This window comes from Gemella haemolysans, from assembly GCF_028308085.1.
Classification (GTDB): Bacteria; Bacillota; Bacilli; order Staphylococcales; family Gemellaceae; genus Gemella; species Gemella haemolysans_D.
This window is the reverse complement of record NZ_JAQMFS010000027.1, coordinates 129,540-155,466: the sequence shown is the minus strand read 5'-3', so window position 1 is coordinate 155,466 and position 25,927 is coordinate 129,540. Positions and strand designations below refer to the sequence as shown.

Genomic DNA, 25,927 nt, shown 5'->3' with positions numbered 1-25,927 from the left:
TTGCTATGACTATGATAAAATGATATATTGCAAGTAATTCTATTTTCTTTTGGATAGAATTGCCTAAATTATATAAGTAAGTAAGAGAAAATGTATATATTTTCTTTTTAGTTTTTAAGAGAAAAGCTGAGAGGTGACACAGTTGCAAAAAGTTAAATTTGGTAAGCACAGACAAAGACGTAGCTATGCTAGAATATCAGAGGTAATTGATTTACCGGACTTAATTGAAATTCAAACCTTATCTTATGATAAATTTTTAGAAACTGGTCTAAAAGATGTTTTTAAAGATGTATCACCAATTGAAGGTAACAATGATAAATTGAGTTTAGAATTTATCGACTATAAATTAGGAACACCTAAGTATGATGTAGATGAATCTAAAGAACGTGATGCTACATATTCAGCACCTTTAAGAGTGCGCGTACGTTTAATCAATAAAGAACGTGACGAAATTAAAGAACAAGAAGTATTTATGGGTGAATTACCGTTGATGACTGAAACTGGGACGTTTATTATCAATGGTGCAGAGCGTGTAATTGTATCTCAATTAGTACGTTCGCCTTCTGTATATTTTACAGAAGATGACAAACTTAAAGTTAAAAATATTCCAAATGCCTATAAAACAACTGTTATTCCTAACAGAGGAGCTTGGTTGGAATTTGAAAAAGATATTAAAGGATTAGTTTATGCTCGTATTGATAGAACTAGAAAAATTCCTTTAACAACGCTTATCAGAGCGTTAGGTTTTGAATCTGATGAATCAATTATTAAATTATTCGGTGAAGATGCAGAACTATTAAACACATTAGAAAAAGATGAAAACTTAGACACAGGAACTGCGTTAAAAGTAATTTATGATAAATTACGTCCTGGTGAGCCGGCTAACGTAGAGACTGCTAAAGCTACTTTACATGGTAGATTCTTCGATCCAAGAAGATATGATTTAGCTAAAGTAGGACGATACAAATTAAACAACAAACTTCACGTTGGAGAACGTCTAGAAAATCAAATTCTAGTTGAGCCAATCGTTGACACAGAAACAGGAGAAATCTTAGTAGAAAAAGGTACTAAGTTAACACGTGAAATCATTGATGGAATTTATGAAGAATTAGGTACTACAGCTAACGTAGTTGAATTCGATATGAATGAAAGTCTTGATGGAAGTGATAGCTTAAAATTACAATTATTCAAAGTTGTAAACCAAGTAAAAGTAGGTAATGACTTCGATATTGATGAATTAACTGATGATCAAGTATTACATGTAATTGGTAATGGAGCACCTAATAAAGATGTTCTTACATTAACAATTGCTGATATCGTAGCAAGTATTAACTACTACCTATTATTAATTAGAAACCGTAGAAATAACGATGGATTTGAATTTGAATTAATCGGTCGTGTAGATGATATTGACCACCTTGGTAACCGTCGTCTACGTTGTATTGGTGAATTATTACAAAACCAAATTCGTGTAGGTATTTCTCGTATGGAGCGTGTTGTGCGTGAACGTATGAGTATTCAAGATACTAATGAAATCACTCCACAACAACTTATTAACGTAAGACCAGTTACAGCAATTATTAAAGAGTTCTTCGGAAGTTCTCAACTTTCACAATTCATGGACCAAGTAAACCCACTAAGTGAGCTTACTCACAAACGTCGTTTATCTGCACTTGGACCTGGTGGTTTAACAAGGGAACGTGCAGGAATGGAAGTTCGTGACGTTCACTATTCACACTATGGTCGTATGTGTCCGATTGAAACACCAGAGGGACCAAACATAGGTCTTATCAACTCACTTTCATCATTTGCACGAATAAATGAGTTTGGATTCATTATGACTCCATATAGAAAAGTTGAATTTGATGCAGAAGGGCGTCCATACGTAACTGAAAATGTACAATACTTAACTGCTGATCAAGAAGATAAATACGTAGTAGCACAATCAACTGCGAATGTTGATGAAAAAGGTTACTTCGTTGATGAAGAAGTAGTATGTCGTTTTAGAGGGGATAACACAGTTAAACCTCGTGAAATGATGAACTTCATGGACGTATCGCCTAAACAGGTAGTATCTGCAGCCACTGCATGTATTCCGTTCTTAGAGAATGACGACTCTAACCGTGCACTTATGGGAGCGAACATGCAACGTCAAGCAGTACCTCTAATGATTACGGAAGCACCATTTGTTGGTACAGGTATGGAGCACCTTGCAGCACGTGACTCAGGAGCGGCTGTTATTGCTAAATATCCTGGTATCGTAGAATACGTAGATGGAGCGAAAATTAAAGTACGTCGCATTGAAACACTTGAAGGTAAAGAGATTAAAGGTGACTTAGATACATACGTAATTCACAAATTCGTACGTTCTAACCACTCTACAGCTTATAACCAAAAACCAATTGTTAAAGTTGGAGATAGAGTAGAACCTAAAGATATCCTTGCGGATGGTCCATCAATGGATAAAGGAGAATTAGCTTTAGGTAAAAACCTTGTAGTAGCATTCGTTAACTGGGATGGTTATAACTATGAGGATGCTGTTATCATGAGTGAGCGTCTTGTAAAAGATGACGTTTATACTTCTATCCACGTAGAAGAATACGAAACTGATGCTCGTGATACTAAATTAGGACCTGAAGAAATTACTCGTGAAATTCCTAACGTAGGTGAAAATGCACTTAGAAACTTAGATGCACGAGGAATTATCAGAATCGGTGCTGAAGTTAAAGATGGAGATATCTTAGTAGGTAAAGTTACACCGAAAGGATTAACTGAACAAACTCCAGAAGAAAAATTATTATATGCTATCTTTGGAGCTAAATCTAAAGAAGTACGTGATACTTCATTACGTGTACCTCACGGGGCAGATGGAGTAGTTGCTGATGTTAAAATCTTTAAACGTGAAGATGGTGCAGAATTACCTAACGGTGTAAATGAACTTGTACGTGTATTCATTGTACAAAAACGTAAAATCCGTGTAGGGGATAAAATGGCCGGTCGTCACGGTAACAAAGGGGTTATCTCAAATATCTTACCAGAAGAAGATATGCCTTACCTACCAGATGGTACACCAGTTGACGTAATGTTAAACCCACTTGGGGTTCCATCTCGTATGAACATTGGACAAGTATTAGAGCTACACTTAGGTATGGCTGCTAAACAATTAGGAATCCACGTTGCTACACCAGTATTCGATGGAGCTACTGATGAAGATGTTTGGTCAACGGTTGCTGAGGCTGGAATGGCTAAAGACGCTAAGACTGTTCTTTATGATGGACGTACAGGTGAACCATTCGACAGCCGTGTATCTGTAGGGGTAATGTACATGATTAAACTTGCCCACATGGTTGATGATAAACTTCATGCACGTTCAATTGGACCATACTCATTAGTAACTCAACAACCACTTGGAGGTAAAGCTCAATTTGGTGGACAAAGATTTGGTGAGATGGAGGTATGGGCACTTGAAGCTTATGGTGCTGCATATACTCTTCAAGAAATCTTAACATACAAATCAGATGATACTAACGGTCGTGTTAAAACTTATGAAGCAATCGTTAAAGGTGAAAACATTCCACGTCCAGGTGTTCCTGAATCATTCCGAGTGCTTATGAAAGAACTTCAAGCCTTAGGTATGGACTTTAGAGTAATGGATAATGAAGATAACGAAGTAGATATGGGTGATATCGATTTAGGAGATACAATTGACTTCCACGAATCACATAACCATGATCACAACGAAGAAAAATCAGAAGAAGCTAAAGAAACAAAAGAAGCTTCTGAAGAAAGTGCTGAAGAAGGATATCAAAGTTTAGCAAACTTACTTCTATCTGATACTGATGAATACGAAGATGTAGAAGAAGATGCTGAAGAAGAAACTTCAGGATATCAAGCTTTGGCAAGTCTTTTAATGTCAGATACTGATGAGTATGAAGATGTAGAAGACGATACAGATGAAGAATAATAAAAATTTGACAATCAATCACAAAGAACTATTCAAGGCATTTATACAAAAAAATAAAGGAGGTATGCTCCTTGATAGACGTAAATAATTTTGCATATATGAAAATTAGTTTAGCTTCTCCTGAAAAAATCAGAAGTTGGTCTTATGGAGAGGTTAAAAAACCTGAAACTATTAACTATAGAACTTTAAAACCAGAAAATGATGGACTATTCTGTGAAAGAATCTTTGGTCCAACTAAAGACTGGGAATGTGCTTGTGGAAAGTACAAACGAGTAAGATATAAAAATATAAAATGTGATAAATGTGGAGTTGACGTAACTTTAGCCAAAGTTCGTCGTGAAAGAATGGGGCACTTAGAATTAGCTGCCCCAGTCAGCCACATTTGGTATTTCAAAGGTATTCCAAGTAGAATGGGTCTTCTACTTGACCTTAGTCCAAGACAATTAGAAGAAGTAATTTACTTTGCTTCTTACATTGTTATCGATCCAGGTGAAACTGACTTCATGAAAAAACAAATCGTTTCTGAACGTGAAGTACGTGAAGCACGTAGTACATTTGGAGCAAACTCTTTCGTAGCTAAAATGGGAGCTGAAGCTATTCGTGACCTTTTAGCTGAGTTAGATATTGAAAAAGAACTTAAAGACCTTAAAAATGAACTTAAAGAATTAAGTGAAAGTAATTATAAATCGGGTCAAAAAGTTGTAAAAATTATTAAACGTGTTGAAGTATTCGAAGCGTTTAAACACTCTGGAAATAAACCAGAATGGATGATTATGACTGTGTTACCAGTTATTCCACCAGAATTAAGACCAATGGTTCAATTAGATGGTGGACGTTTTGCAACAAGTGACTTAAACGATTTATACAGACGTGTAATTAACCGTAACAACCGTCTGAAAAAACTTATCGAACTTAAAGCACCAGGGCTAATCGTACAAAATGAAAAACGTATGTTACAAGAAGCAGTTGATGCATTAATCGATAACGGACGTCGTGGTCGTCCAGTAACAGGTCCTGGTAATAGAACATTAAAATCATTATCTAATATGTTAAAAGGTAAACACGGTCGTTTCCGTCAAAACTTATTAGGTAAACGTGTTGACTATTCTGGACGTTCAGTAATCGTAGTTGGTCCAAACTTAAAAATGTACCAATGTGGATTACCTAAAGAAATGGCTCTTGAATTATTCAAACCATTTGTTATGCGTGAATTAGTTAAACGTGAATTAGCTAATAACATTAAAAATGCTAAAAATCAAATCGAAAGAATGGAAGATCATGTTTGGGATATCTTAGAAGATATTATTCGTGAGCACCCAGTATTACTTAACCGTGCCCCGACTCTTCACAGACTTGGTATCCAAGCATTCGAACCAATCTTAGTTGAAGGACGTGCTATTCGTCTTCACCCTCTTGTAACAACAGCGTTTAACGCCGACTTTGATGGTGACCAAATGGCCGTACACGTTCCTTTATCAAAAGAAGCTCAAGCAGAAGCACGTATGCTAATGTTAGCTGCTCAAAACATCCTTAACCCTAAAGATGGTAAACCAGTAGTTACACCATCTCAGGATATGGTATTAGGTAACTACTACCTAACACTAGAAAGACCTGGAGCAGTAGGGGAAGGTATGATTTTCAAAGATGCTGATGAAGCAAGAATTGCATACCAAAATGGATATATTCACCTTCACACTCGTGTAGGTATCGCAGCTAAATCTTTTGAAAACCCAACGTTTACAGAAGAACAAAACAAAAAATTACTTGTTACTACAATTGGTAAAGTAATTTTCAACGATATATTACCAGAAGGATTCCCATTCTTAAATGAACCTACTAAGGAAAACTTAGAAACAGCGACTCCTGATAAATATTTCGTAGCACCATCTGACTTAACAGAAGGTGGATTAAAAGCTTATATAGCTGAAAAAGAACCAGCAACACCATTTAAAAAAGGATTCTTATCAAAAATCATTTCTGAAATCTTCAATAGATTCCACATTACTGAAACTTCAATGATGTTAGACAGAATGAAAGACTTAGGATTCAAATATTCTTCAAGAGCTGGTATTACAGTAGGGGTAAGTGACGTATTCGTCCTTCCTAACAAATATGAAATCTTAGCAGACTCACAAGCTAATGTTGATAAAATCACAACATTATATAGACGTGGTCTATTAACAGAAGAAGAAAGATATCAAAATGTTATTGCTCAATGGGCTAAAGCAAAAGATATTATCCAAGATCAACTTATGGACTCTCTTCCAGCTACTAACCCAATTTATATGATGAGTGACTCTGGAGCCCGTGGTAACGCGTCAAACTTTACACAGTTAGCCGGTATGCGTGGTCTGATGGCTTCTCCATCAGGACGTATCATGGAAATGCCTGTACGTTCATCATTTAAAGAAGGATTAACAGTATTAGAGTTCTTCATCTCTTCTCACGGTGCGCGTAAAGGTCTTGCCGATACAGCCCTTAAAACAGCCGATTCAGGTTACCTAACTCGTCGTCTTGTAGACGTTGCACAAGATGTTATCGTTCGTGAAAACGACTGTGGTACATCTCGTGGATTAAGAGTTGCAGCACTTAAAAATGGAACAGATGAAATCGAAAGCTTACAAGAACGTCTTGAAGGTAGATACAGTAAAGAAACTGTTGTTCACCCAGAGACTGGAAAAGTTATCGTTGAAGATGGTCAATTAATTACATTAGATACAGCTAAAGAAATTGAAGCAGCTGGAATCGAAAGTGTTGTTATTAGATCAGCATTTACATGTAACTCACGTCACGGTGTTTGTGAGAAATGTTACGGTAAAAACTTAGCAACAGGTGAAAAAGTAGAAGTTGGAGAAGCAGTTGGTACAATTGCCGCTCAATCTATCGGAGAACCTGGTACACAGCTTACAATGCGTACGTTCCACACAGGTGGGGTTGCCGGTGCCGATATCACACAAGGTTTACCTCGTATTCAAGAGTTATTTGAAGCACGTAATCCTAAAGGTAAAGCATTAATCTCAGAAGTTGATGGAACAGTTACAAAAGTAGAAATCGATAATAACCACGTACGTAGAATTTACGTATTAAGTGAAATCGGTGAAGAAAGAGAATACCAAGACTATGGTGCAAGCCGTATGTTAGTTAAAGAAGATGACAAAGTTAAACGTGGTCAAGCTTTAACAGAAGGTTCTATTGAACCAAAAGAATTGCTATCAATTGCAGGTCTAGAAGCAGTACAAAGTTACCTATTAACTGAAGTACAAAAAGTTTATCGTATGCAAGGGGTAGAAATCAGTGATAAACACGTTGAGGTTATGGTACGTCAAATGTTAAGAAAAGTACGTGTAATCAACGCTGGAGATACTGATTTACTTCCAGGTTCATTAGTAGATATTCACAAATTTACAGATGAAAACAAAAAAATTCTTGAAGCAAGAGGTAACATGGCTACAGCTAAACCTGTAATCCTAGGTATCACTAAAGCTTCATTAGAAACAGAAAGTTTCTTATCTGCAGCCTCATTCCAAGAAACAACTCGTGTTCTTACAGACGCAGCTGTTAAAGGAAAAGTTGATAAACTTATGGGACTTAAAGAGAACGTTATTATTGGTAAGCTAATTCCAGCCGGAACAGGAATGCCAAGATATAATGATGTTGATATTAAAGCAGAAAAAGTATTAGAAACTGAAGTTAATAATGAATTAAGTAGACCAATTGAAGAAGAATTACACGAAGAATTAGGTTCTATTTAATAAGAAATAGATAAAAGTTGATAGGAATATAAAAAAAATATTATATTCCTATTGACAAATCTAGAAAAAATATGTAAAATAAATAATGTTGAATACAAAAGTAGAAGCACCCGTTTCTCACCTGCCAATTTTGATTGTACAGGTTAATGTAGATGAAATGTAGAATTTTATGCTGGGTGTTTTACACTCAGTTTTTTTTAATGCTTTTAGTATTTAATGAATTTATAAATAGGAGGTGCTGATCATTAGTAAAGATACTGCACAAGTAAATGAAGGTATTAAAGCGAAAGAGTTTCTTTTAATTAGCCAAAATGGAGAACAATTAGGAGTTAAAACTAAGGTAGAAGCGATGCAAATTGCAGAGCGTATGAACCTAGATGTTGTTCTAGTAGCTCCAAATGCTAAAACACCAGTTGCTAAAATTATGAACTACGGTAAGTTCAAATTTGAACAACAGAAGAAAGAAAAAGAAGCACGTAAGAAACAAAAAATCGTAACAACAAAAGAGATAAGATTATCTCCAACAATTGAAAAGCACGATTTTGAAACTAAGTTGAAAAATGCACGAAAATTCTTAGCAAAAGAAGACAAAGTTAAAGTTTCTATTCGTTTTAAAGGGAGAGCAATCACCCACAAAGAAATTGGACAGAAAGTTTTAGAAAACTTTTCTAACGAGGCTAGCGATATAGCTACTGTCGAACAAAAACCTAAAATGGAAGGTCGCAGTATGTTCTTAGTTCTAGCACCAAAAAAAGAGAAATAAAGGTTTAATATAGGAGGAATTTGATAATGCCAAAAATGAAATCTCACCGTGGTTTAGCAAAACGTGTGAAAAAAACAGCTAGCGGTAAATTAAAACGTAGCCGTGCTTATACTTCTCACTGGTTTTCAAGAAAAACTACTAAACAAAAACGTCACTTACGTAAAGCTTCATTAGTATCTCGTGGTGATTACAAACGTATTAGAACTTTATTAGTTAAATAATATTAAAGAAGATTAATTATAGCGTAAATACTTATTTAAGTTATACATAAGGAGGAATTAGATATGCCACGTGTTAAAGGTGGAACTGTGACTCGTCGTCGCCGTAAAAAAGTTTTAAAACTAGCTAAAGGATATTTTGGTTCAAAACATACATTATTCAAAGTTGCTAAGCAACAAGTAATGAAATCAGGAATGTATGCTTTCAGAGACCGTCGTCAAACAAAACGTAACTTCAGAAGATTATGGATCGTTCGTATTAATGCAGCTGCAAGATTAAACGGATTATCTTACAGCCGTCTAATGAATGGACTTAAAGTTGCTGGAATCGATATTAACAGAAAAATGTTATCAGAAATCGCTATCCACGACGCAGCTGGATTCACAAGCATTTGTGAACAAGCTAAAGCAGCTTTAGCTAAATAATAAAAGTTGATAAAAAGGTTACTTGCATAATTTTGTAAGTAACCTTTTTTTTAATATATTCAAGATATAAAATTTTACTCAAGATAGGAATTCAATTCTTATCTTGAGTTTTTATCAAACTTATTAGTTAATAGACTATTTTTCTTGGATTCTTTAATCTATGAAGCTTCTCTTTAGCTATTTCATTATATATTTCTTCATTTCTTTTTTCATATAACAGTGTAGCCCATGTATACCAAAGTAAATCACAAAAATTCAAGAAGACTTTTAATTTATCATAATTACATTCTTCATCAGTAAAATATGCTTTTAAGAAGGTTATTGTTTCCTCATAGTTTAAGTCATTTTCTGAGATGAAGCTCGCAATATCAAAGTAGTAATCATTATATCCAGCATATTCAAAATCTATTAAATATAATGCATCTTTAGTGAAGAGGAAATTACCTTCAACTAAATCATTATGGCATAGTCTATCAGCCTTGTATAGTTTTTTAAATTCATCTATTATATACATATAATCATCTAATCCATAGGGCAATTCATCGATTTGATTATAGTAACTATTAAATTGATCAATAGGATTAAAAGTATTTTCTGCTTGAAATTTTTTTGAATGAAACTCTTTTAAAAGTTTTCCTATTCTTACAATATTTGACAAACTTCTTTGTGAAATGAATGTTTTAGGATTTGGCTGAAACACAGTAATTAAATTATCATTATTAATATAAACTGGTTTTAGAAAGTACGGTTCATTTGATAGTAGTTTAAGAGCTTCTTTTTCATTATCTTTATTAACTATTTTTGTTGAATCTTTAGAAGTTCTGTAGAAGTATTTATTTTTATCAGTAGTAACTATAAAATTATTATTAGTAACTCCATAGCTTGTTTCTTCGATAGAATACACTTTTTCATTTAGTATTTTTTCTAATTTCTCAATGCTGTACATAAAATACCCTCCTTTATTTCAGAAATTTAATATACTTTTCACCTTTATTATACAATATAGGTAATAAATATAAAAGAAAAACGATTTCAATATATTCATTTTAAAAAATAAATTTCTGTATTAAAATACTATTTTTTTTATAATGACATTAAAAAAATTGTATTTTAAATTTATTAATTATCATGGTGTTTTTTATGTGAACTACAATCGTTTGTAATCTTTTAAAATAGTTGATATATATAGTTATTTTTGAATTACATAATAATAAAATAATAGGAGTAATGTTGAAAAAAACATAGAAATTTGGTATAATTAAAATATATAAAATATATTTATATACATATAGTTTCATTTTTAAATACTTAGGAGGTGTAAAATGAAAGAAGTTTTTATTAATAGTGAATATATCACGTTAGCACAATTTTTAAAGTTAGAAGGTTTCATAGGTTCTGGAGGAGAGGCTAAGTACTTTTTACAAGATGTAGAAGTTGAGTTGAACGGAGAATTAGAAAATAGACGAGGGAAAAAATTATATTCAAACGATATTATTAAATTAGAAGGAAATGAATTCATAATTATTAATGAGAATTAAGAGTTTAAAATTACTGTACTTTCGAAATTATTTATCAATGAATATAGATGTACATCCCTCGCTTAATGTTTTAGTAGGAAACAATGCGAATGGAAAAACTAATATTATAGAATCTATTTTTTGCTTAGCGCTTGGACGCAGTTATCGAACAAAAAGCGATAGTGAATGCATAATGTTTGGTGAAACTGCCACTGCAATGTCATGTGTAGTTAATAAAAATAATAAGAATCTCGATATTATGTTAGGTATAAGTAATAAAGGTAAAAGTGCTAAAATTGCAGGAGTAAAAAAAAATAAACTAACTGATTTTGTAGGAGAGCTTAACGTTGTATTATTTTCACCAGAAGATTTACAATTAGTAAAAGGATCCCCTTCACTTAGAAGAGAGTTTATAAATAGAGAATTTTATCAGTTCTCACGTATTTATCATAAGTATTATCTAATGTATCAACATTTATTAAAACAGAGAAATTCTTATTTAAAAGATATGAGAAAAAATCCAAAGGATGAGATATCTCTTGCATATTTAGAGACCCTTACTTTTCAATTAGCTAAAGTCGCTATATATATAACAAAAGAAAGAGTATCGTTTGTTCAAGATATTTCAAAATTGACCTATAAAAATATGATGAATATATCTAATGGCCAAGAATCATTAACGATTAAATATAAAAGTTCAGTTCTAGAATCCCTTAATATAGCTGATGTAACGGAGGAAGGATTTACTGAAGAGAATTTAACTAAAGTTATGATGAAAAAATCCTTTGATGATATAATGCGTGGAAGTACTAAAATAGGACCGCATCAAGATGACCTTGGATTTTATATAAATGATCTTGATGCAAAAATGTATGCATCACAAGGACAACAACGAAGCATTGTATTATCACTTAAATTAGCTGAGATAAATTATCTTAAATCAAAAACGGGTACATATCCAGTCTTACTTTTAGATGATGTTCTTAGTGAACTTGATAAGAATAGACAACTAAAATTATTAGATGCAATTAATGAAAATGTACAAACATTCATTACAACACCTTCGATATCAGATATTAAAGAAGATTTATTAAAAAAAGCTAAAGTTTTCAAAATAGAAAATGGAAATATTAGTGAATTAATCTAGAAAATTTATTTTATAAATTTACTAAAATGAAAGGAAAAATCATGGTAGAAAAAAAACAAATACAAGAATATAATGCCGATCAGATTCAGGTTCTTGAAGGACTTGAAGCCGTTAGGGTAAGACCAGGTATGTATATCGGTTCTACATCTAGTAAAGGTCTACACCACCTTGTTTGGGAAATTGTAGATAACTCTATAGATGAAGCCTTAGCCGGATATTGTGACACAATAACAGTTGCAATTGAAAAAGGAAATTGGATAAGAGTAGAAGATAATGGACGTGGTATTCCAGTAGATATTCAAGAACAAACTGGAAAACCAGCACTTGAAGTAATTCTTACAGTACTTCATGCCGGAGGTAAATTCGGTGGAGGCGGATATAAAGTATCGGGTGGTCTTCACGGGGTAGGTGCCAGCGTAGTAAATGCTTTATCTACGAATCTAGAAGCTTCAGTTTATCGTGATGGGAAAATCTATACAATGAAGTTTGAACGAGGAGATGTAGTTCAAGGAATTACAGTGGTAGGAAATACTGATAGAACTGGAACGACTATTCGTTTTAAGGCAGATCCAGAAATTTTCCAAGAAACAACAGTATATGAATACGATATTTTAAGAACACGTATTAGAGAACTTGCTTTCTTAAATAAAGGTATAACAATTATACTTAAAGATGAAAGAGAAGGACAAGAAAAAGAAGAGACTTTCTATTATGAAGGTGGATTATTAGAATACGTAGAAATGTTAAATGAAAATAAAGATGCTTTACACGAAGCTATTTATGTGCATGGTGAGATGGATGGGAAAGAAGTTGAAATCTCAATGCAATATAACACAGGATACTCTAATAATGTATTAAGTTATGCTAATAACATTAATACACATGAGGGTGGAACTCACGAAAGTGGATTTAAAACAGCTCTTACGAGAATTATTAATTCTTACGGAAAGAAAAATAAACTTATAAAAGACAAAGAGTCACTAACTGGTGATGATGTTCGTGAAGGACTTGTTGCGATTATCTCAATTAAACACCCAAATCCACAATTTGAAGGGCAAACAAAAACTAAATTAGGAAACTCAGAGATGAGTACAATTACTAATAAGTTATTCTCTGAAGAACTAGATAGATTCTTATTAGAAAATCCAAAAATAGCAAAAATAATAGTTGAAAAAGGACTTCAAGCATCACGTGCAAGAATTGCAGCTAAGAAAGCTCGTGAATCTACACGTCGTAAAAATGCATTAGAATTTACAAACCTTCCAGGGAAACTAGCTGACTGTTCAAGTAAGGATGCAGCTGAATGTGAACTGTTCCTAGTCGAAGGGGATTCTGCGGGAGGAAGTGCAAAACTTGGACGTAATAGTAAATTCCAAGCTATTTTACCATTAAAAGGTAAAATTCTGAACGTAGAAAAAGTAAGAATTGATAAAGTATTATCTAATGACGAAGTACGTTCATTAATTACAGCTATTGGTATGGGAATAGGGGAAACATTAAATATTGATAAACTTCGTTATCATAAAATTGTTATCATGACCGATGCCGATGTCGATGGAAGTCACATTAGAACATTATTATTAACATTCTTCTTCAGATATATGAGAGAACTTATCGACGCAGGATATGTATATATCGCTAGACCACCTCTATACGGTCTAAAAGTAGGTAAAAAAGAATTCTACTGCCATACAGAAGAAGAACTTAAACAAAATATTGAAGAACATGCTGGAGATAAAAAGTACACTGTTCAACGATACAAAGGTCTTGGAGAGATGAATGCGGAGGAATTATGGGATACTACAATGGATCCAGAACATCGTTTAATGTATCAAGTAAGTATTGATGATGCTCAAAGAGCGGATGCAGCATTTGATACATTGATGGGTGAAAAAGTAGAACCAAGACGTAAATTCATCGAAGATAATGCTCTAAATGTTATAAACTTAGACATTTAGAAAGAAAGGATAGAACATGGAAGATAATAAAAATAATATTACCTTAAGAAACATAACGACTGAAATTGAAAATTCATTCTTAGATTATTCAATGAGTGTTATTGTATCACGTGCCTTACCAGATGTACGTGACGGGTTAAAACCAGTTCATAGAAGAATACTTTATGCTTTTAATGACTTAGGGTTAACATATGATAAACCTTACAAAAAAAGTGCCTTCGTTGTAGGGGAAGTAATGGCGAAGTATCACCCACATGGTGACTCTGCAACATACGGTACAATTGTACGTTTAGCGCAAGATTTCAACAGTAGATATCCTTTAGTAGATGGACAAGGAAACTTTGGTTCTATTGATGGAGATGGAGCTGCTGCGATGCGTTATACGGAAGCAAGAATGAGCAAAATTGCTTCTGAGTTACTTCGTGATATTAACAAAGATACAGTTGATATGCAAGATAACTATGATGGTACTAAACAAGAACCAAAAGTATTACCAGCAAGAATACCTAACTTACTAGTCAACGGAAGTAGTGGTATTGCAGTTGGTATGGCGACTAATATTCCGCCACACAACTTAGGGGAAGTTATCGATGGAGTAATCGCATTAGCAGATAACTCTGAAATAACTATTGCTGAACTTATGTCTAAGATAAAAGGACCAGATTTCCCGACAGGATCATTTTTACTAGGTCGTAGTGGAATAGTTAAAGCTTACACAACAGGACGTGGTTCTGTAATAATGCGTGGTAAAACTGAAATTGAACAAATGAAAAATGGTAAAGAAAGAATTATTATTACAGAAATTCCTTACCAAGTAAACAAAGCTAAATTAGTAGAAAAAATTGCTGAATTAGCTCGTGATAAAAAAATTGAAGGAGTTACTGACCTTCGTGATGAAAGTAACTTAAAAGGTATTAGAATTGTAATTGAATTACGTCGTGATGTTAACAGTAACGTAATTTTAAACAATTTATACAAATTAACACCATTACAAAGCTCATTTGGAGTTAACATGATTGCTCTTGTAAATGGAGTACCTAAGTTATTAAATCTTAAAGAAGTACTTTATTACTACCTTGAGCACCAAAAAGAAGTAGTAGTTAGAAGAACTAAATTCGATCTTAAAAAAGCGCAAGCTCGTGCCCACATATTAGAGGGATTACGAATTGCCTTAGATAATATTGATAGAATTATTAGCTTAATTCGTGGATCTCAAACTGCTGAGGAAGCAAAAGCTGGATTAATAGATCAATTCGGTTTAACTGAGATTCAAGCACAAGCTATCCTAGACATGCGTCTTCAAAGACTTACAGGTTTAGAACGCGATAAGATTGAGGAAGAATACAGTAAACTTATGGAACTTATCGCTGACTTAGAAGATATTCTAGCTAAACCGGAACGTGTAATTCAAATAGTTAAAGACGAGTTATTAGAAGTTAAAGAAAAATTCGGAGACAAACGTCGTAGTGTAATAATTGAAGGACAAGTAGATCAAATCGAAAATGAAGATTTAATCGAAAAAGAACAAATTATTATTACTTTATCTCATAACCAATACATTAAACGTCTTGCTGCAAGTACTTATAAGTCTCAAGGTCGTGGTGGACGTGGAGTAAATGGTATGACTACAAATGATGAGGACAATGTAGCTTATATGCTAAGTTGTTCAACTCACGATCATATTCTATTCTTTACAGATAAAGGTAAGGTTTATACTCTTAAAGGTTATGAAATTAACCAAATGAGTAGACAATCTAAAGGAATACCTATCATTAACTTATTAGAAATTGAAAAAGAAGAGAAAGTAAATTCTATTATTGCAATTTCTGATCTTCAAGAAGAGGGAACAAGCTTAATCTTCTCAACTAAATATGGTATCATTAAGAAATCTAAATTAGGAGATTACGCAAGTATTCTTAAGAAAGGTAAGATTGCTCTTAAACTTGATGAAGATGACTCACTAATTGATGTTCAAAGAATTACTGATGATCAAGATATTATGATTGTTACAGCAAATGGACAAGCGATTAGAATTAATGCTGAAAAAGTTCGTACAATGGGACGTGTAAGTCGTGGTGTTAAAGGTATTACACTGTCTCCAGATGACTATGTAGTAGGAATGGAAGTTGTTGATGAATCTAAGAAAATTTTAACAGTAACAGAAAATGGTATTGGTAAAATTTCTAAATCTACGGAATTCAATGTGATTAACCGTGGAGGAAAAGGTGTTAAAGTTGCTAAAGTTACTAAGAAAACAGGTAAGATTGTAGCGGTTAAATCAATCGCAGGAAATGAAGATTTAATGATTATGACTGACCAAGGAATTATTATTAGAATAGATGTTTCAACAATTAGCACACTTGGAAGAACAGCGACAGGTGTTAAAGTAATTAATCTTGTTGATGACCAAAAAGTAGCAACTGTTACATTAGCAGCGAAAGAAGAAATTTACGAAGAAGAATAATAAAATATAAATCGAGGAAATTATTGAGACTAAGATTGATAAAATTTTACTTTCAAATTCCTCGATTTTTTATGTATAGAAATTAACAACTACTGATTTAATCTTTTAGTTGTTAGAATGATAAATCATGTGAATATTAGAATATTATTAGAATTTTTAGAGATAATATAAAACATTATTTGATAAAACAAAATAAGAACAATAAAATTAAAAAAACAAAAAAAGTTAGTAAAATACATGAGAAAATGAAAAAAATGGTCAAAATTCATTGTGTTATTTCTAAAAAAGTTTTATAATGGAGTATGTAGTTAAAACTGATAAAATAAACTTTATTAGTAAAAATCTTATCAAGGAGTAACTAGATGCAAAAAACAAGACTAGAAAGCAATGTAAATGAAAATATTATCCAAGAGGAGATTAAGATTCTTACTGAAATGTTATTGAAAGCAACTCAAAAATTAATTTCAGAAGAAACTTTTCAAAAGATAGTAGAATTGAAATCATTAGCAGATCAGAAAAATTATGAAAAATTAAATCTTATTATTAAAGATTTAACACAAGAGGAAATGGAAATTGTTGCAAATTTCTTTTCAGTGTTACCTCTTTTAATAAATATTGCCGAAGATGTTGACTTAGCTTACGAGGTAAACTATAAAAATAATTCAGGTGAGTCTTATATAGGTAAGTTATCTGATTCAATTAAAAATATTAAAGATGAAAATATTTTAGACAACATTAATGTTGTACCTGTGTTAACAGCGCACCCTACACAGGTTCAACGTAAGACGATTCTTGATTTAACTGAGAAATTACACTCATTATTGAGAAAACATAGAGATGTAAAAAATGGCCTAATCAACGAAAGAAAATGGAAAAATTCAATTCAAAAACATATTGAAATATTAATTCAAAGTGATATTATTCGTGAGAAAAAACTAAAAGTAGCAAATGAGATTACTAATGTGCTAGAATACTATAATCTATCTTTCATAAAAGCTATTGGGAAATTAATGACTGAGTATAAGTTGTTATTAGAAGAATATAATATAGATTTAAAAAATGAAACTCCAATAACTATGGGAATGTGGATTGGAGGAGACCGTGATGGAAATCCTTTTGTAACTGCTGAAACACTTAATTTATCAGCTATGAAGCAGTGTGAACTTATTTCAAATTACTATTTAGATAAACTAGAAAGTCTATACAGAACTTTCTCAATGTCGACTCAATATATTCAAGAAAGCAAAGAATTAGAAGAATTAGCTAACCGTTCTAATGATTCATCAGTATATAGAGAAAAAGAACCATATAGAAGAGCAATATTTTATATTAAAGAAAAACTTGAAAATACTAAAGAATTCTTACTTAATGACAAGGAAATAGGAGAAAAATACTTAACATCATTAGAATTTATTAGAGATTTAGAAGTAATAAAAACATCTTTATTAGAAAATAAAGGTGAAATATTAATCACTGGAGAATTTGAGGAATTACTTAATGTTGTGAAAATCTTTGGATTCTACTTAGCAAGTATAGATATGCGTCAAGATTCAAGTGTATATGAAGCTTCTGTAGCGGAATTATTAAGAAGTGCAAATATTGAAAAAGATTATAGTTCTCTAAGTGAAGATGAAAAATGTAAATTGTTATTAAAACAATTAGAAGAAGATCCACGTCCTCTAAGTATTAATGATGTAGATAAACAATCAGAAGAATTAAAAAAAGAGCTTGCTATCTTTAGAACAGCTAGAAAATTAAAAGATAGACTTGGAGACAATGTTATTAAACAAAACATTATATCTCATACAACTAGTGTATCAGATTTATTAGAACTAGCAATAATGCTAAAAGAAGTTGGATTAGTAGGTAGCGATTTTGCTAGGTTACAACTCGTACCATTATTTGAAACTATTGAAGACTTAGAAAATTCATATGAAGTTATGGATAAATACTTAAGCTTAGATATAGTGAAAAAATGGGTGAGTGACAATGGTCGATACCAAGAGATAATGTTAGGATACTCAGATAGTAATAAAGATGGTGGATATTTATCATCTGGATGGTCATTATACAAAGCTCAACAAGAACTTTCATCACTTGGTGAGAAACACAATATCAAAGTTACATTCTTCCACGGTCGAGGTGGTACTGTAGGTCGAGGTGGAGGACCAAGTTATGATGCGATTATTTCACAACCTTTAGGAAGTGTTCAAGATAGAATCCGCCTTACTGAGCAAGGTGAAATCATTGCAGCTAAATATGGAAATAGTGATGCAGCTTATTATAATCTAGAAGCACTATTCTCTGCTGTAATTCAAAGAATGAATGCTGATAAAGTGAATACTGACATAAGAGATATTCCAGAAATTCAAATCATTATGGATGAAATTGTTGATGATAGTTATAATAAATACCGTGAGTTAGTATTTGAAAATCCAAACTTTTACAATTATTTCTTCGAAGCAACACCGATTAAAGAGATCTCAAGTTTAAATATTGGATCGCGTCCAGCGTCACGTAAAAAAATTACGGATATCGGTGGCTTAAGAGCCATTCCTTGGGTATTCTCATGGTCGCAAAGTAGAATCATGCTTCCAGGTTGGTATGGAGTAGGAACAGCGTTCTCAAATTACATTAATAAAGATAAAGAGAATATTGAAAAATTACGTAAAATGTACAAAAACTGGCCATTCTTCACATCATTACTATCAAATGTTGATATGGTTATGTCGAAATCAGACATGGATATTGCAAAAGAATATGCAAATCTTTGTAATGATGAAAAAACTAAAAATGTATATGAAGAAATTTTAAGAGAATGGAACTTAACTAAACAAGTAGTACTAGAAATCTCAGAACATAAAGAGTTTCTAGAAGATAATACATACTTAACTCGAAGTTTAGAAAATAGGTTACAATACTTTAATACTTTGAATTTACTTCAGGTAGAATTAATCAAACGTTCTAGAGAAGGTAAGTTACCAGAATCTCAAATTAATACAATTCATATAACAATTAATGGAGTTGCTACTGGACTTAGAAACTCTGGATAATATAAAAATGACACTAAGATTGAATCAGTCTTAGTGTCTATTTTTACGTACTCCCAAGTATATATAATCCTAAATAAGGATGTAAAACGAAGAGGGAGTGACTTAACAAAATCGTGATTTCTTAAGAAACAAGATTTTGTCGAGTCCCTCCCTACATTTTATTAGATATCTAAAAAGTTTTTATGAAGCGAATTTAGATATTAATAAACAACTACGTCTAAGAGTATTTATGTAAACTATTTTTTAAATCTAATACTTTTGGGTCGATCCCTTATTTTATTTAATTTTTATTGCAACATAACTGTTAGGAGCTACTACTGTCCCAAATGGTGTTGGATATATTTCATTGTTTCCAAATATTTTTTCACCAGAATAATCTTCGATAAAGTGAGCCTTAGAATCTAAGTTTATTATACAAAGAATGTGATTACGTTTGTAAGCAACACATTTTTCATTAGTATAAATAAATTCAAAATTTGTAATAAAATCATTTTTATTTTCATTTCTAAATTTTGACAATTCGATATAATGATTTAGTAAATCTTCGTCTTTATTATTATGAGAAAATCCTAGTCGGTTATATGGATCTCTAAATCCATACATTCCAATTTCATCACCATAGTAAATACAAGGAACACCAGGTAATGTAAATTGTATAAAACTAGCAAATTTCAATAGATTTTTTGCTTCGTAATATTGTTCTTTTGACATTTTATATGTTGGTCGTTCATGAACAGGTATATCTTCTGGATTATCAAATGCTAACATTGTAAGAACACGCTCAGTATCATGACTTCCAAGTAAGTTCATCACCGCATCAAGGGCAGGACGAGGATAGTTTTCTACCAATTTTAGTATTTCAAGGGTAAAATCATCTGCATTTTTATATTTTACGAAATTAATAATAGCATTTTTCCATGGATAGTTCATTACACTATCTAGTTGATCACCTAAGAAATATCGTCGTCGTGTATTGTAAGAAATTTTATTAGTTGCATCTTCCCAAACTTCTCCAATAATTAGGGAATCTTTATCATAGTATTTTGCACTTTCACGAATTCTATCTAAGAATTCATCAGGAAATTCATCAGCAACATCAAGTCTCCAACCAGCAATTCCTAATTTTTGCCAAAAGTTAATAACACCAGTATCTTTATTATTGATGAAATCACTATATTCTTTGTTTTCTTTTACAACTGTAGGTAAATTGTCAAATCCCCACCAAGAGTGATATTCATTAGGGAAATTAATAAAATTAAACCAAGAATAGTATGGTGAATTTTGAGAGTTATAAGCACCAATACTGTCATAATTATTATATCGATTGAAATAAATACTGTCAGAACCTGTGTGGCTAAAAACACCATCTAGAATAATTTTAATATTATCCTTTTTGAAATCTTTACAGAAATTTTCGAATTGCTCATTAGTTCCAAAATACGGATCAACATTAAAATAATCAGCAGTAGAGTATCGGTGATTTTCAGGACTTTCAACAATAGGATTTAAATAAATACTCTCTATATTTAATTTCTTAAAGTAATCTTTTTCTTCCTCTATTCCAAGTAGATTTCCCATTAGGAAATCTTTTGCACCATAATTTTTATGAGTAATAGATGAGTGTGGAATACTGTCCCAATTTTCATGTCTAATTCTTACATTTTCATTTTTTGCGATTGTAGCGGTATATTTATCACTTCGTTTAAATCTATCAGGGAAAATCTGATACATAATTGAACCTTTGTACCAATCTGGTGTTGTAAAGTTTGAATCATAAACAGTAAGTTGCCAGTCAGGTAGTTCATCATTACTATTAACAAGTTTAGCATTTAATCTATCATTTTTTAAATATACGTAAAAACTATCAAAGTGAACTTCAAAATGATAAAAGTATAGGCCGATATTAAAAGGTTCAAATTCTACGAAATATTTGGAATAATTATTTTCAGACTTTTCTTTAAATTTCAGACTTTTAGATATAATATCACCTGTAAACTCATTTTTTATAATAATTTTGAAATCATTGAAATAGAAATCATCTTTAATCAATACCTCAAAGTGGAAAGATTCTATATTATTTATTGCTCCTTTAGGAAATTTATTTTTTATAGGATTAAATTTAATCATTTTTTCTTCTCCGAAACATAAAATTTTCATTATCAATTTGTTTTACAAAAATAATCTACTTAATTTTAATACAAATATTTTTAAAAGTAAATGTTAATATTTAAAAAAATAGAATTATATTAGTATTAAAGCATTAAATTCGAGATAATAATTTATAAGAAAATAGCAAAGAAAACATTTACATAAAAGCTTTCATATGTTATACTATAGGTATAAAAAATAAAGAAAAAATTAGTGTTAATTTAAACTATTTTTTATGAAATTTTTATAAAATTAAATTTTTTTAAAATCAAAAGAAAACGTTTACTTTTGTAGAGGAGGGGGTATTTAGTGAATAATAATATGGCAGAATATTTATTCCATGAAGGAACTAATTACCATAGCCATAAATTTTTAGGATCGTTTTTAGATGGGGATTCTTGTACTTTTAGAGTATGGGCTCCAAACGCGAAAAGAGTTTTTGTTACAGGTGAGTTTTGTTCTTGGTATCCATATACATATGAAATGAAAAAAATAAATGATAGAGGAATTTATGAAATTAAAGTTCCTGGTGTTTGTGAGTTTGATGCTTATAAATATGTAATTGTTACACATAGTGGGGTTGAGTTATGGAAGGCTGATCCATATGCTAAGCATGCTGAAACTAGACCGTTAACAGCATCAAAAGTTTATACTTTACCAGAATATAAATGGAAAGATAAAAAGTGGATGGATAATAGGACGGTACCTTATCATCAGCCTATGAATATTTATGAAGTACATCTTGGATCTTGGAAACACAACGAAGAGGGAAAAGAACTAAGTTATAGGGAATTAGCACATAGACTGGTAGAATATGTAAAAGAAATGAATTACACTCATGTTGAGTTATTACCAGTCACAGAGTATCCATATGATAAATCATGGGGATATCAAGCTACAGGGTATTTTTCACCAACTTCAAGATATGGAACACCGGAAGATTTTATGTATTTTGTTGATATTTGTCACCAAAATAATATTGGGGTAATACTAGATTGGGTTCCTGGACATTTTACAAAGGATGCTCATGGATTATATGAATTTGATGGAACACCATGTTATGAATATTCTGATACGAGAAAAATGGAGCACGAAGGTTGGGGTACTAGGGTGTTTGATTATGGACGTAATGAAGTTAAGTCATTTTTAACATCAAGTGCAGTATCATGGATTGAAGATTACCACATAGACGGAATAAGAGTCGATGCGGTTAGTTCTATGTTATTTTTAAATTATTGCCGAGATGAAGACAAATGTGCTAGAAATATTTACGGTGGATTTGAAAATCTAGAAGCAATAGATTTTATAAAAAATCTTAACTTATACGTAAAAGAAAATTATCCAGGTGTAAGTATGATAGCAGAAGAATCAACGAGCTATCCAAAAGTAACTGCTGCTGTTGAACATGGTGGTTTAGGATTTGACTTCAAATGGAATATGGGATGGATGAATGATAGTCTTGATTATTTAGAAACAGATCCTTTCTTTAGAAAAGGAGTACACAACAAATTTACATTTTCAATGCATTATGCATTCTCTGAAAATTTCATTCTTCCAATCTCACATGATGAAGTAGTACATGGGAAAAAATCTCTTTTAGATAAGAGTCCTGTTCCATACGAGGATAAATTCGCAAACTTAAAAGCATTTTTAGGGTATATGTATGCACATCCAGGGAAAAAATTAGCATTTATGGGAATTGATATTGCTCAATTTATCGAATGGGATGAAGAAAGAGAACTTGATTGGTTATTAATGTTATATCCTAAGCATGTATTTACACATAGATATGTAAAAGAACTTAATAAGTATTATAAAACTAAGCCAGCACTATGGGAAAACGACAGTGATTGGGATGGCTTTAGATGGCATGTTGTAGATGATAATAATAACAATGTTTTTGCTTTTTCTCGTAAAGATAGATCAGGTAAAGAAGTCTTAGTGGTTAGTAATTTCTCAAATCAAGTATTGAAAAATTATGAAATTGGGGTAGATACTTGGGGAAGTTACAAGATTGTGTTGAATTCTGATGCTAAAAAATACGATGGTATCGCAGTATCAAATAGAAATCTTAAAACAATTAATAAAGAAAAAAATGAATTTAAATATACGTTGAGTTTAAACATTCCGCCTTATGCGACAATGTATATAGAAAAGAAATAAACAAGTTTTGAAGAAGGGGGTCAACTTAATGGCACGAAAAAAAGAAGTTGTAGCAATGCTACTAGCGGGAGGACAAGGTACAAGATTACAAGTATTAACAAAAGATATGGCTAAACCGGCTGTACCTTTTGGAGGAAAATATAGAATTATAGATTTTCCACTTTCTAATTGTGCGAACTCTGGAATTTCAACTGTAGGAGTACTAACACAATTTATGCCTTTGGAACTTAACTCATACATGGGGAATGGTCAACCATGGGATTTAGATAGAATGGATGGAGGGTTATCTATTCTACCACCTTATACTGCAGGAAAAACTGGAGAATGGTATAAAGGAACTGCTAATGCAATATATCAAAATATTAAATATATAGAGCAATATAACCCAGAATATGTTCTTATTTTATCAGGAGATCACATTTATAAAATGAACTATAAAGAAATGTTAGATTTCCATAAAGAAAAAGGAGCAGATTTAACAATCGCACACATTAATGTTCCAATTGAAGAGGCTAGTCGTTTTGGAATATTGAACACAAACTTTGATCTTAAAGTAACTGAATTTTTAGAGAAACCAGAAAATCCAATCTCAACTAAGGCATCGATGGGAATCTATATTTTCAGTTGGCAACAATTAAGAGAATATTTAATTCGTGACGAAGAAAACCCAGATAGTGAAAAAGACTTCGGTAAAAATATTATCCCAATGATGTTGAACGAAGGAAAAAATATCTATGCTTATCCATTCTATGGTTACTGGAAAGATGTAGGTACAATTGAGAGCTTATGGGAAGCAAATATGGATCTAATAAAAAATAAAGAAAACTTTAATATTGATGATAAATTATGGAGAATTTATTATCGACATGAAGGTGCTATGCCTCAATATTTAGGACATAGTGCTAATGTTAGAAATTCTATGATTTCAGATGGGACTACTGTATATGGAACTATTTCAGAATCTATAATTTCTTCAGGAGTTAGAATCGAAGAAGGTGCTGAAGTAGTGGGAAGTATCATCATGAAAGGCGCAGTTATTGAAAAAGGAGCTAAAGTCTATAATTCAATTATTTCAGAAGGTTCAGTAGTTAAAGAAAATGTAGAAGTAGGTAATAGAGAAATTGTTCTAGGAAAAGAACAAATAACAGTAATCGGTAGGGATGAAGTTGTAAATGAGAATAGGAAAGTAGAGGGAAAATAATATGGTAAGAGCGTTTTGTATTTTATTTGCGGATAACTATCGTAACGATGATCTGCAAGGATTAGTAAGAAATAGAACACTAGCATCTTTAGCGGTTGCGTCAAGATATAGAATGATTGATTTCATGTTATCTTCTTTAGTTAAAGCTGAGATATCTAATATAGCAGTAGTGACAAATCACCATTATAAGTCATTAATGGATCACTTAAGTTGGGGGAAAGACTGGGATCTAAACAGAAAAAATAGTGGGTTGAAATTTATAACACCGATGTCAAACCATCAATCAAATAGAGTTGCACAAAATAAAATCGAAGCATTGGGAGATGCGGCAAAATATGCAGATACTTTATTAGAAGAATATTGTATATTGGCAGATGGAAATATTGTTGGAAATATCGATTTTAAAGAAATGCTTAAATATCATAAATCTACAAATGCTGATATTACATTAGCTTATACGTATAGAAAACCTCAACAACGTGAATCACAAATTATTTTTGATGAAAAAGATAGAGTATATGATAGTTTATATCATTATGATGGATATGATCAAGTGTGCCCTACGCAAGTTAAAATTTACATAATGTCTAAAGAGATGTTTAAAGAACTTGTTAAAAAAGGGATGACATATGGATGGCAGGATTTATTGTTAGATTATATTACTAAGAATTTCCATAGATTAAATGTTTATGGATATGAAATCAAGAATTATACAAGAACAATTAATAGTGTTCAAGAGTTTTATGACTTTAATAGAGATTTATTAGATCCTAATAAGATGAATGAATTATTCTTATCAGGTACTGATATTTTAACTAGAGTACAAGATAGTGTACCAACTACTTATGGAGAAGGTGCAATCGTGAAAAATTCTATTCTAGGTGATGGTTGTGAAATTAATGGTATAGTTGAAAACAGTATTTTATTTAGGGACGTTGTAATAGAAGAAGGTGCAGTTATTAAAAATTCTATTATAATGCCTAATAGTGTTATTAAAAAATCAGCTTACTTAGATTATGTAATTTTAGATAAGTCGGCTACTGTTTCCGAAAGAGTGGAATTAAAAGGAGCTGAAAATTGTCAAGTTATTGTAGAAAAAAATAAAGTAGTATAATAAAAATATGGGTTAGAATAAAATGTGGGAGATATTTGT

At 31.7% G+C, this 25,927-nt stretch carries 15 protein-coding genes and 1 other annotated feature; of the genes, 13 read left to right on the top strand and 2 right to left on the bottom strand.

What is annotated here, in order from left to right; all coding sequences use genetic code 11:
* Positions 1 to 142: 142 nt before the first annotated feature.
* The 5 genes from rpoB to rplT all read left to right on the top strand — a co-directional run bounded on the left by rpoB (position 143) and on the right by rplT (position 9,123).
* Complete coding sequence (gene rpoB / locus PNO30_RS02340; RefSeq protein WP_271966311.1) at positions 143 to 3,964, top strand: DNA-directed RNA polymerase subunit beta; 3,822 nt, start codon at positions 143 to 145, stop codon at positions 3,962 to 3,964.
* A gap of 71 nt (positions 3,965 to 4,035) precedes the next feature.
* Complete coding sequence (gene rpoC / locus PNO30_RS02335; RefSeq protein ID WP_271966310.1) at positions 4,036 to 7,716, top strand: DNA-directed RNA polymerase subunit beta'; 3,681 nt, start codon at positions 4,036 to 4,038, stop codon at positions 7,714 to 7,716.
* Between the two features lie 92 nt (positions 7,717 to 7,808).
* Positions 7,809 to 7,922: a sequence feature (ribosomal protein L20 leader region), on the top strand.
* Positions 7,923 to 7,951: 29 nt separating this feature from the next.
* On the top strand, positions 7,952 to 8,479 hold the full coding sequence (gene infC, locus PNO30_RS02330) for a translation initiation factor IF-3 (RefSeq protein WP_271966309.1): 528 nt from the start codon (positions 7,952 to 7,954) through the stop codon (positions 8,477 to 8,479).
* Between the two features lie 26 nt (positions 8,480 to 8,505).
* Positions 8,506 to 8,700, top strand: a complete 195-nt coding sequence (gene rpmI, locus PNO30_RS02325) for a 50S ribosomal protein L35 (protein WP_003145690.1) — start codon at positions 8,506 to 8,508, stop codon at positions 8,698 to 8,700.
* Positions 8,701 to 8,763: 63 nt separating this feature from the next.
* Entirely contained in the window at positions 8,764 to 9,123 is a 360-nt protein-coding gene (gene rplT / locus PNO30_RS02320) for a 50S ribosomal protein L20 (protein ID WP_271966308.1), read from the top strand.
* 127 nt (positions 9,124 to 9,250) lie between these two features.
* On the opposite strand, the gene PNO30_RS02315 is transcribed toward rplT, so the two are convergent.
* Positions 9,251 to 10,069: a choline/ethanolamine kinase family protein gene (locus PNO30_RS02315; RefSeq protein ID WP_271966307.1), complete on the bottom strand. Its 819-nt coding sequence runs from the start codon at positions 10,067 to 10,069 to the stop codon at positions 9,251 to 9,253.
* Between the two features lie 376 nt (positions 10,070 to 10,445).
* Between PNO30_RS02315 and yaaA the strand changes: the two genes are divergently transcribed.
* From yaaA to ppc, 5 genes are all read left to right on the top strand, one after another.
* Positions 10,446 to 10,661, top strand: coding sequence for a S4 domain-containing protein YaaA (gene yaaA / locus PNO30_RS02310; RefSeq protein WP_003146324.1), 216 nt, complete (start codon positions 10,446 to 10,448; stop codon positions 10,659 to 10,661).
* A gap of 37 nt (positions 10,662 to 10,698) precedes the next feature.
* On the top strand, positions 10,699 to 11,787 hold the full coding sequence (recF, locus tag PNO30_RS02305) for a DNA replication/repair protein RecF (RefSeq protein WP_271966306.1): 1,089 nt from the start codon (positions 10,699 to 10,701) through the stop codon (positions 11,785 to 11,787).
* 41 nt (positions 11,788 to 11,828) lie between these two features.
* On the top strand, positions 11,829 to 13,745 hold the full coding sequence (gene gyrB / locus PNO30_RS02300) for a DNA topoisomerase (ATP-hydrolyzing) subunit B (RefSeq protein ID WP_271966305.1): 1,917 nt from the start codon (positions 11,829 to 11,831) through the stop codon (positions 13,743 to 13,745).
* A gap of 16 nt (positions 13,746 to 13,761) precedes the next feature.
* Positions 13,762 to 16,209: a DNA gyrase subunit A gene (gene gyrA, locus PNO30_RS02295; protein WP_271966304.1), complete on the top strand. Its 2,448-nt coding sequence runs from the start codon at positions 13,762 to 13,764 to the stop codon at positions 16,207 to 16,209.
* Positions 16,210 to 16,571: 362 nt separating this feature from the next.
* The gene (ppc, locus tag PNO30_RS02290; protein WP_271987014.1) at positions 16,572 to 19,262 is read left to right on the top strand and encodes a phosphoenolpyruvate carboxylase; all 2,691 of its coding nucleotides are present in this window, start codon (positions 16,572 to 16,574) and stop codon (positions 19,260 to 19,262) included.
* A gap of 276 nt (positions 19,263 to 19,538) precedes the next feature.
* Here the strand turns inward: ppc and PNO30_RS02285 are convergent, their stop codons facing one another.
* Entirely contained in the window at positions 19,539 to 21,389 is a 1,851-nt protein-coding gene (locus PNO30_RS02285) for a glycoside hydrolase family 13 protein (RefSeq protein ID WP_271987013.1), read from the bottom strand.
* 330 nt (positions 21,390 to 21,719) lie between these two features.
* On the opposite strand from PNO30_RS02285, the gene glgB reads away from it, so the two are divergent.
* The 3 genes from glgB to glgD are packed head-to-tail and all read left to right on the top strand — an operon-like array spanning position 21,720 to position 25,888.
* The gene (glgB, locus tag PNO30_RS02280) at positions 21,720 to 23,573 is read left to right on the top strand and encodes a 1,4-alpha-glucan branching protein GlgB (protein WP_271987012.1); all 1,854 of its coding nucleotides are present in this window, start codon (positions 21,720 to 21,722) and stop codon (positions 23,571 to 23,573) included.
* 28 nt (positions 23,574 to 23,601) lie between these two features.
* Positions 23,602 to 24,774, top strand: a complete 1,173-nt coding sequence (locus PNO30_RS02275) for a glucose-1-phosphate adenylyltransferase (protein WP_271964718.1) — start codon at positions 23,602 to 23,604, stop codon at positions 24,772 to 24,774.
* A 1-nt stretch (position 24,775) separates the two neighbouring features.
* Positions 24,776 to 25,888 carry a glucose-1-phosphate adenylyltransferase subunit GlgD gene (gene glgD / locus PNO30_RS02270; protein ID WP_271987011.1) on the top strand — a complete coding sequence of 371 codons (1,113 nt, stop codon included), beginning with the start codon at positions 24,776 to 24,778 and terminating at the stop codon, positions 25,886 to 25,888.
* Positions 25,889 to 25,927: the final 39 nt, after the last annotated feature.

Excerpts from the sequence above, each read along its gene's own strand:
- ppc (WP_271987014.1), top strand. The coding sequence starts at position 16,572 with ATGCAAAAAACAAGACTAGAAAGCAATGTAAATGAAAATATTATCCAA.
- gyrA (WP_271966304.1), top strand. The coding sequence starts at position 13,762 with ATGGAAGATAATAAAAATAATATTACCTTAAGAAACATAACGACTGAA.
- PNO30_RS02275 (WP_271964718.1), top strand. The coding sequence starts at position 23,602 with ATGGCACGAAAAAAAGAAGTTGTAGCAATGCTACTAGCGGGAGGACAA.
- gyrB (WP_271966305.1), top strand. The coding sequence starts at position 11,829 with ATGGTAGAAAAAAAACAAATACAAGAATATAATGCCGATCAGATTCAG.
- yaaA (WP_003146324.1), top strand. The coding sequence starts at position 10,446 with ATGAAAGAAGTTTTTATTAATAGTGAATATATCACGTTAGCACAATTT.
- PNO30_RS02285 (WP_271987013.1), bottom strand. The coding sequence starts at position 21,389 with ATGATTAAATTTAATCCTATAAAAAATAAATTTCCTAAAGGAGCAATA.
- glgD (WP_271987011.1), top strand. The coding sequence starts at position 24,776 with ATGGTAAGAGCGTTTTGTATTTTATTTGCGGATAACTATCGTAACGAT.
- PNO30_RS02315 (WP_271966307.1), bottom strand. The coding sequence starts at position 10,069 with ATGTACAGCATTGAGAAATTAGAAAAAATACTAAATGAAAAAGTGTAT.
- rpmI (WP_003145690.1), top strand. The coding sequence starts at position 8,506 with ATGCCAAAAATGAAATCTCACCGTGGTTTAGCAAAACGTGTGAAAAAA.
- rplT (WP_271966308.1), top strand. The coding sequence starts at position 8,764 with ATGCCACGTGTTAAAGGTGGAACTGTGACTCGTCGTCGCCGTAAAAAA.
- recF (WP_271966306.1), top strand. The coding sequence starts at position 10,699 with ATGAATATAGATGTACATCCCTCGCTTAATGTTTTAGTAGGAAACAAT.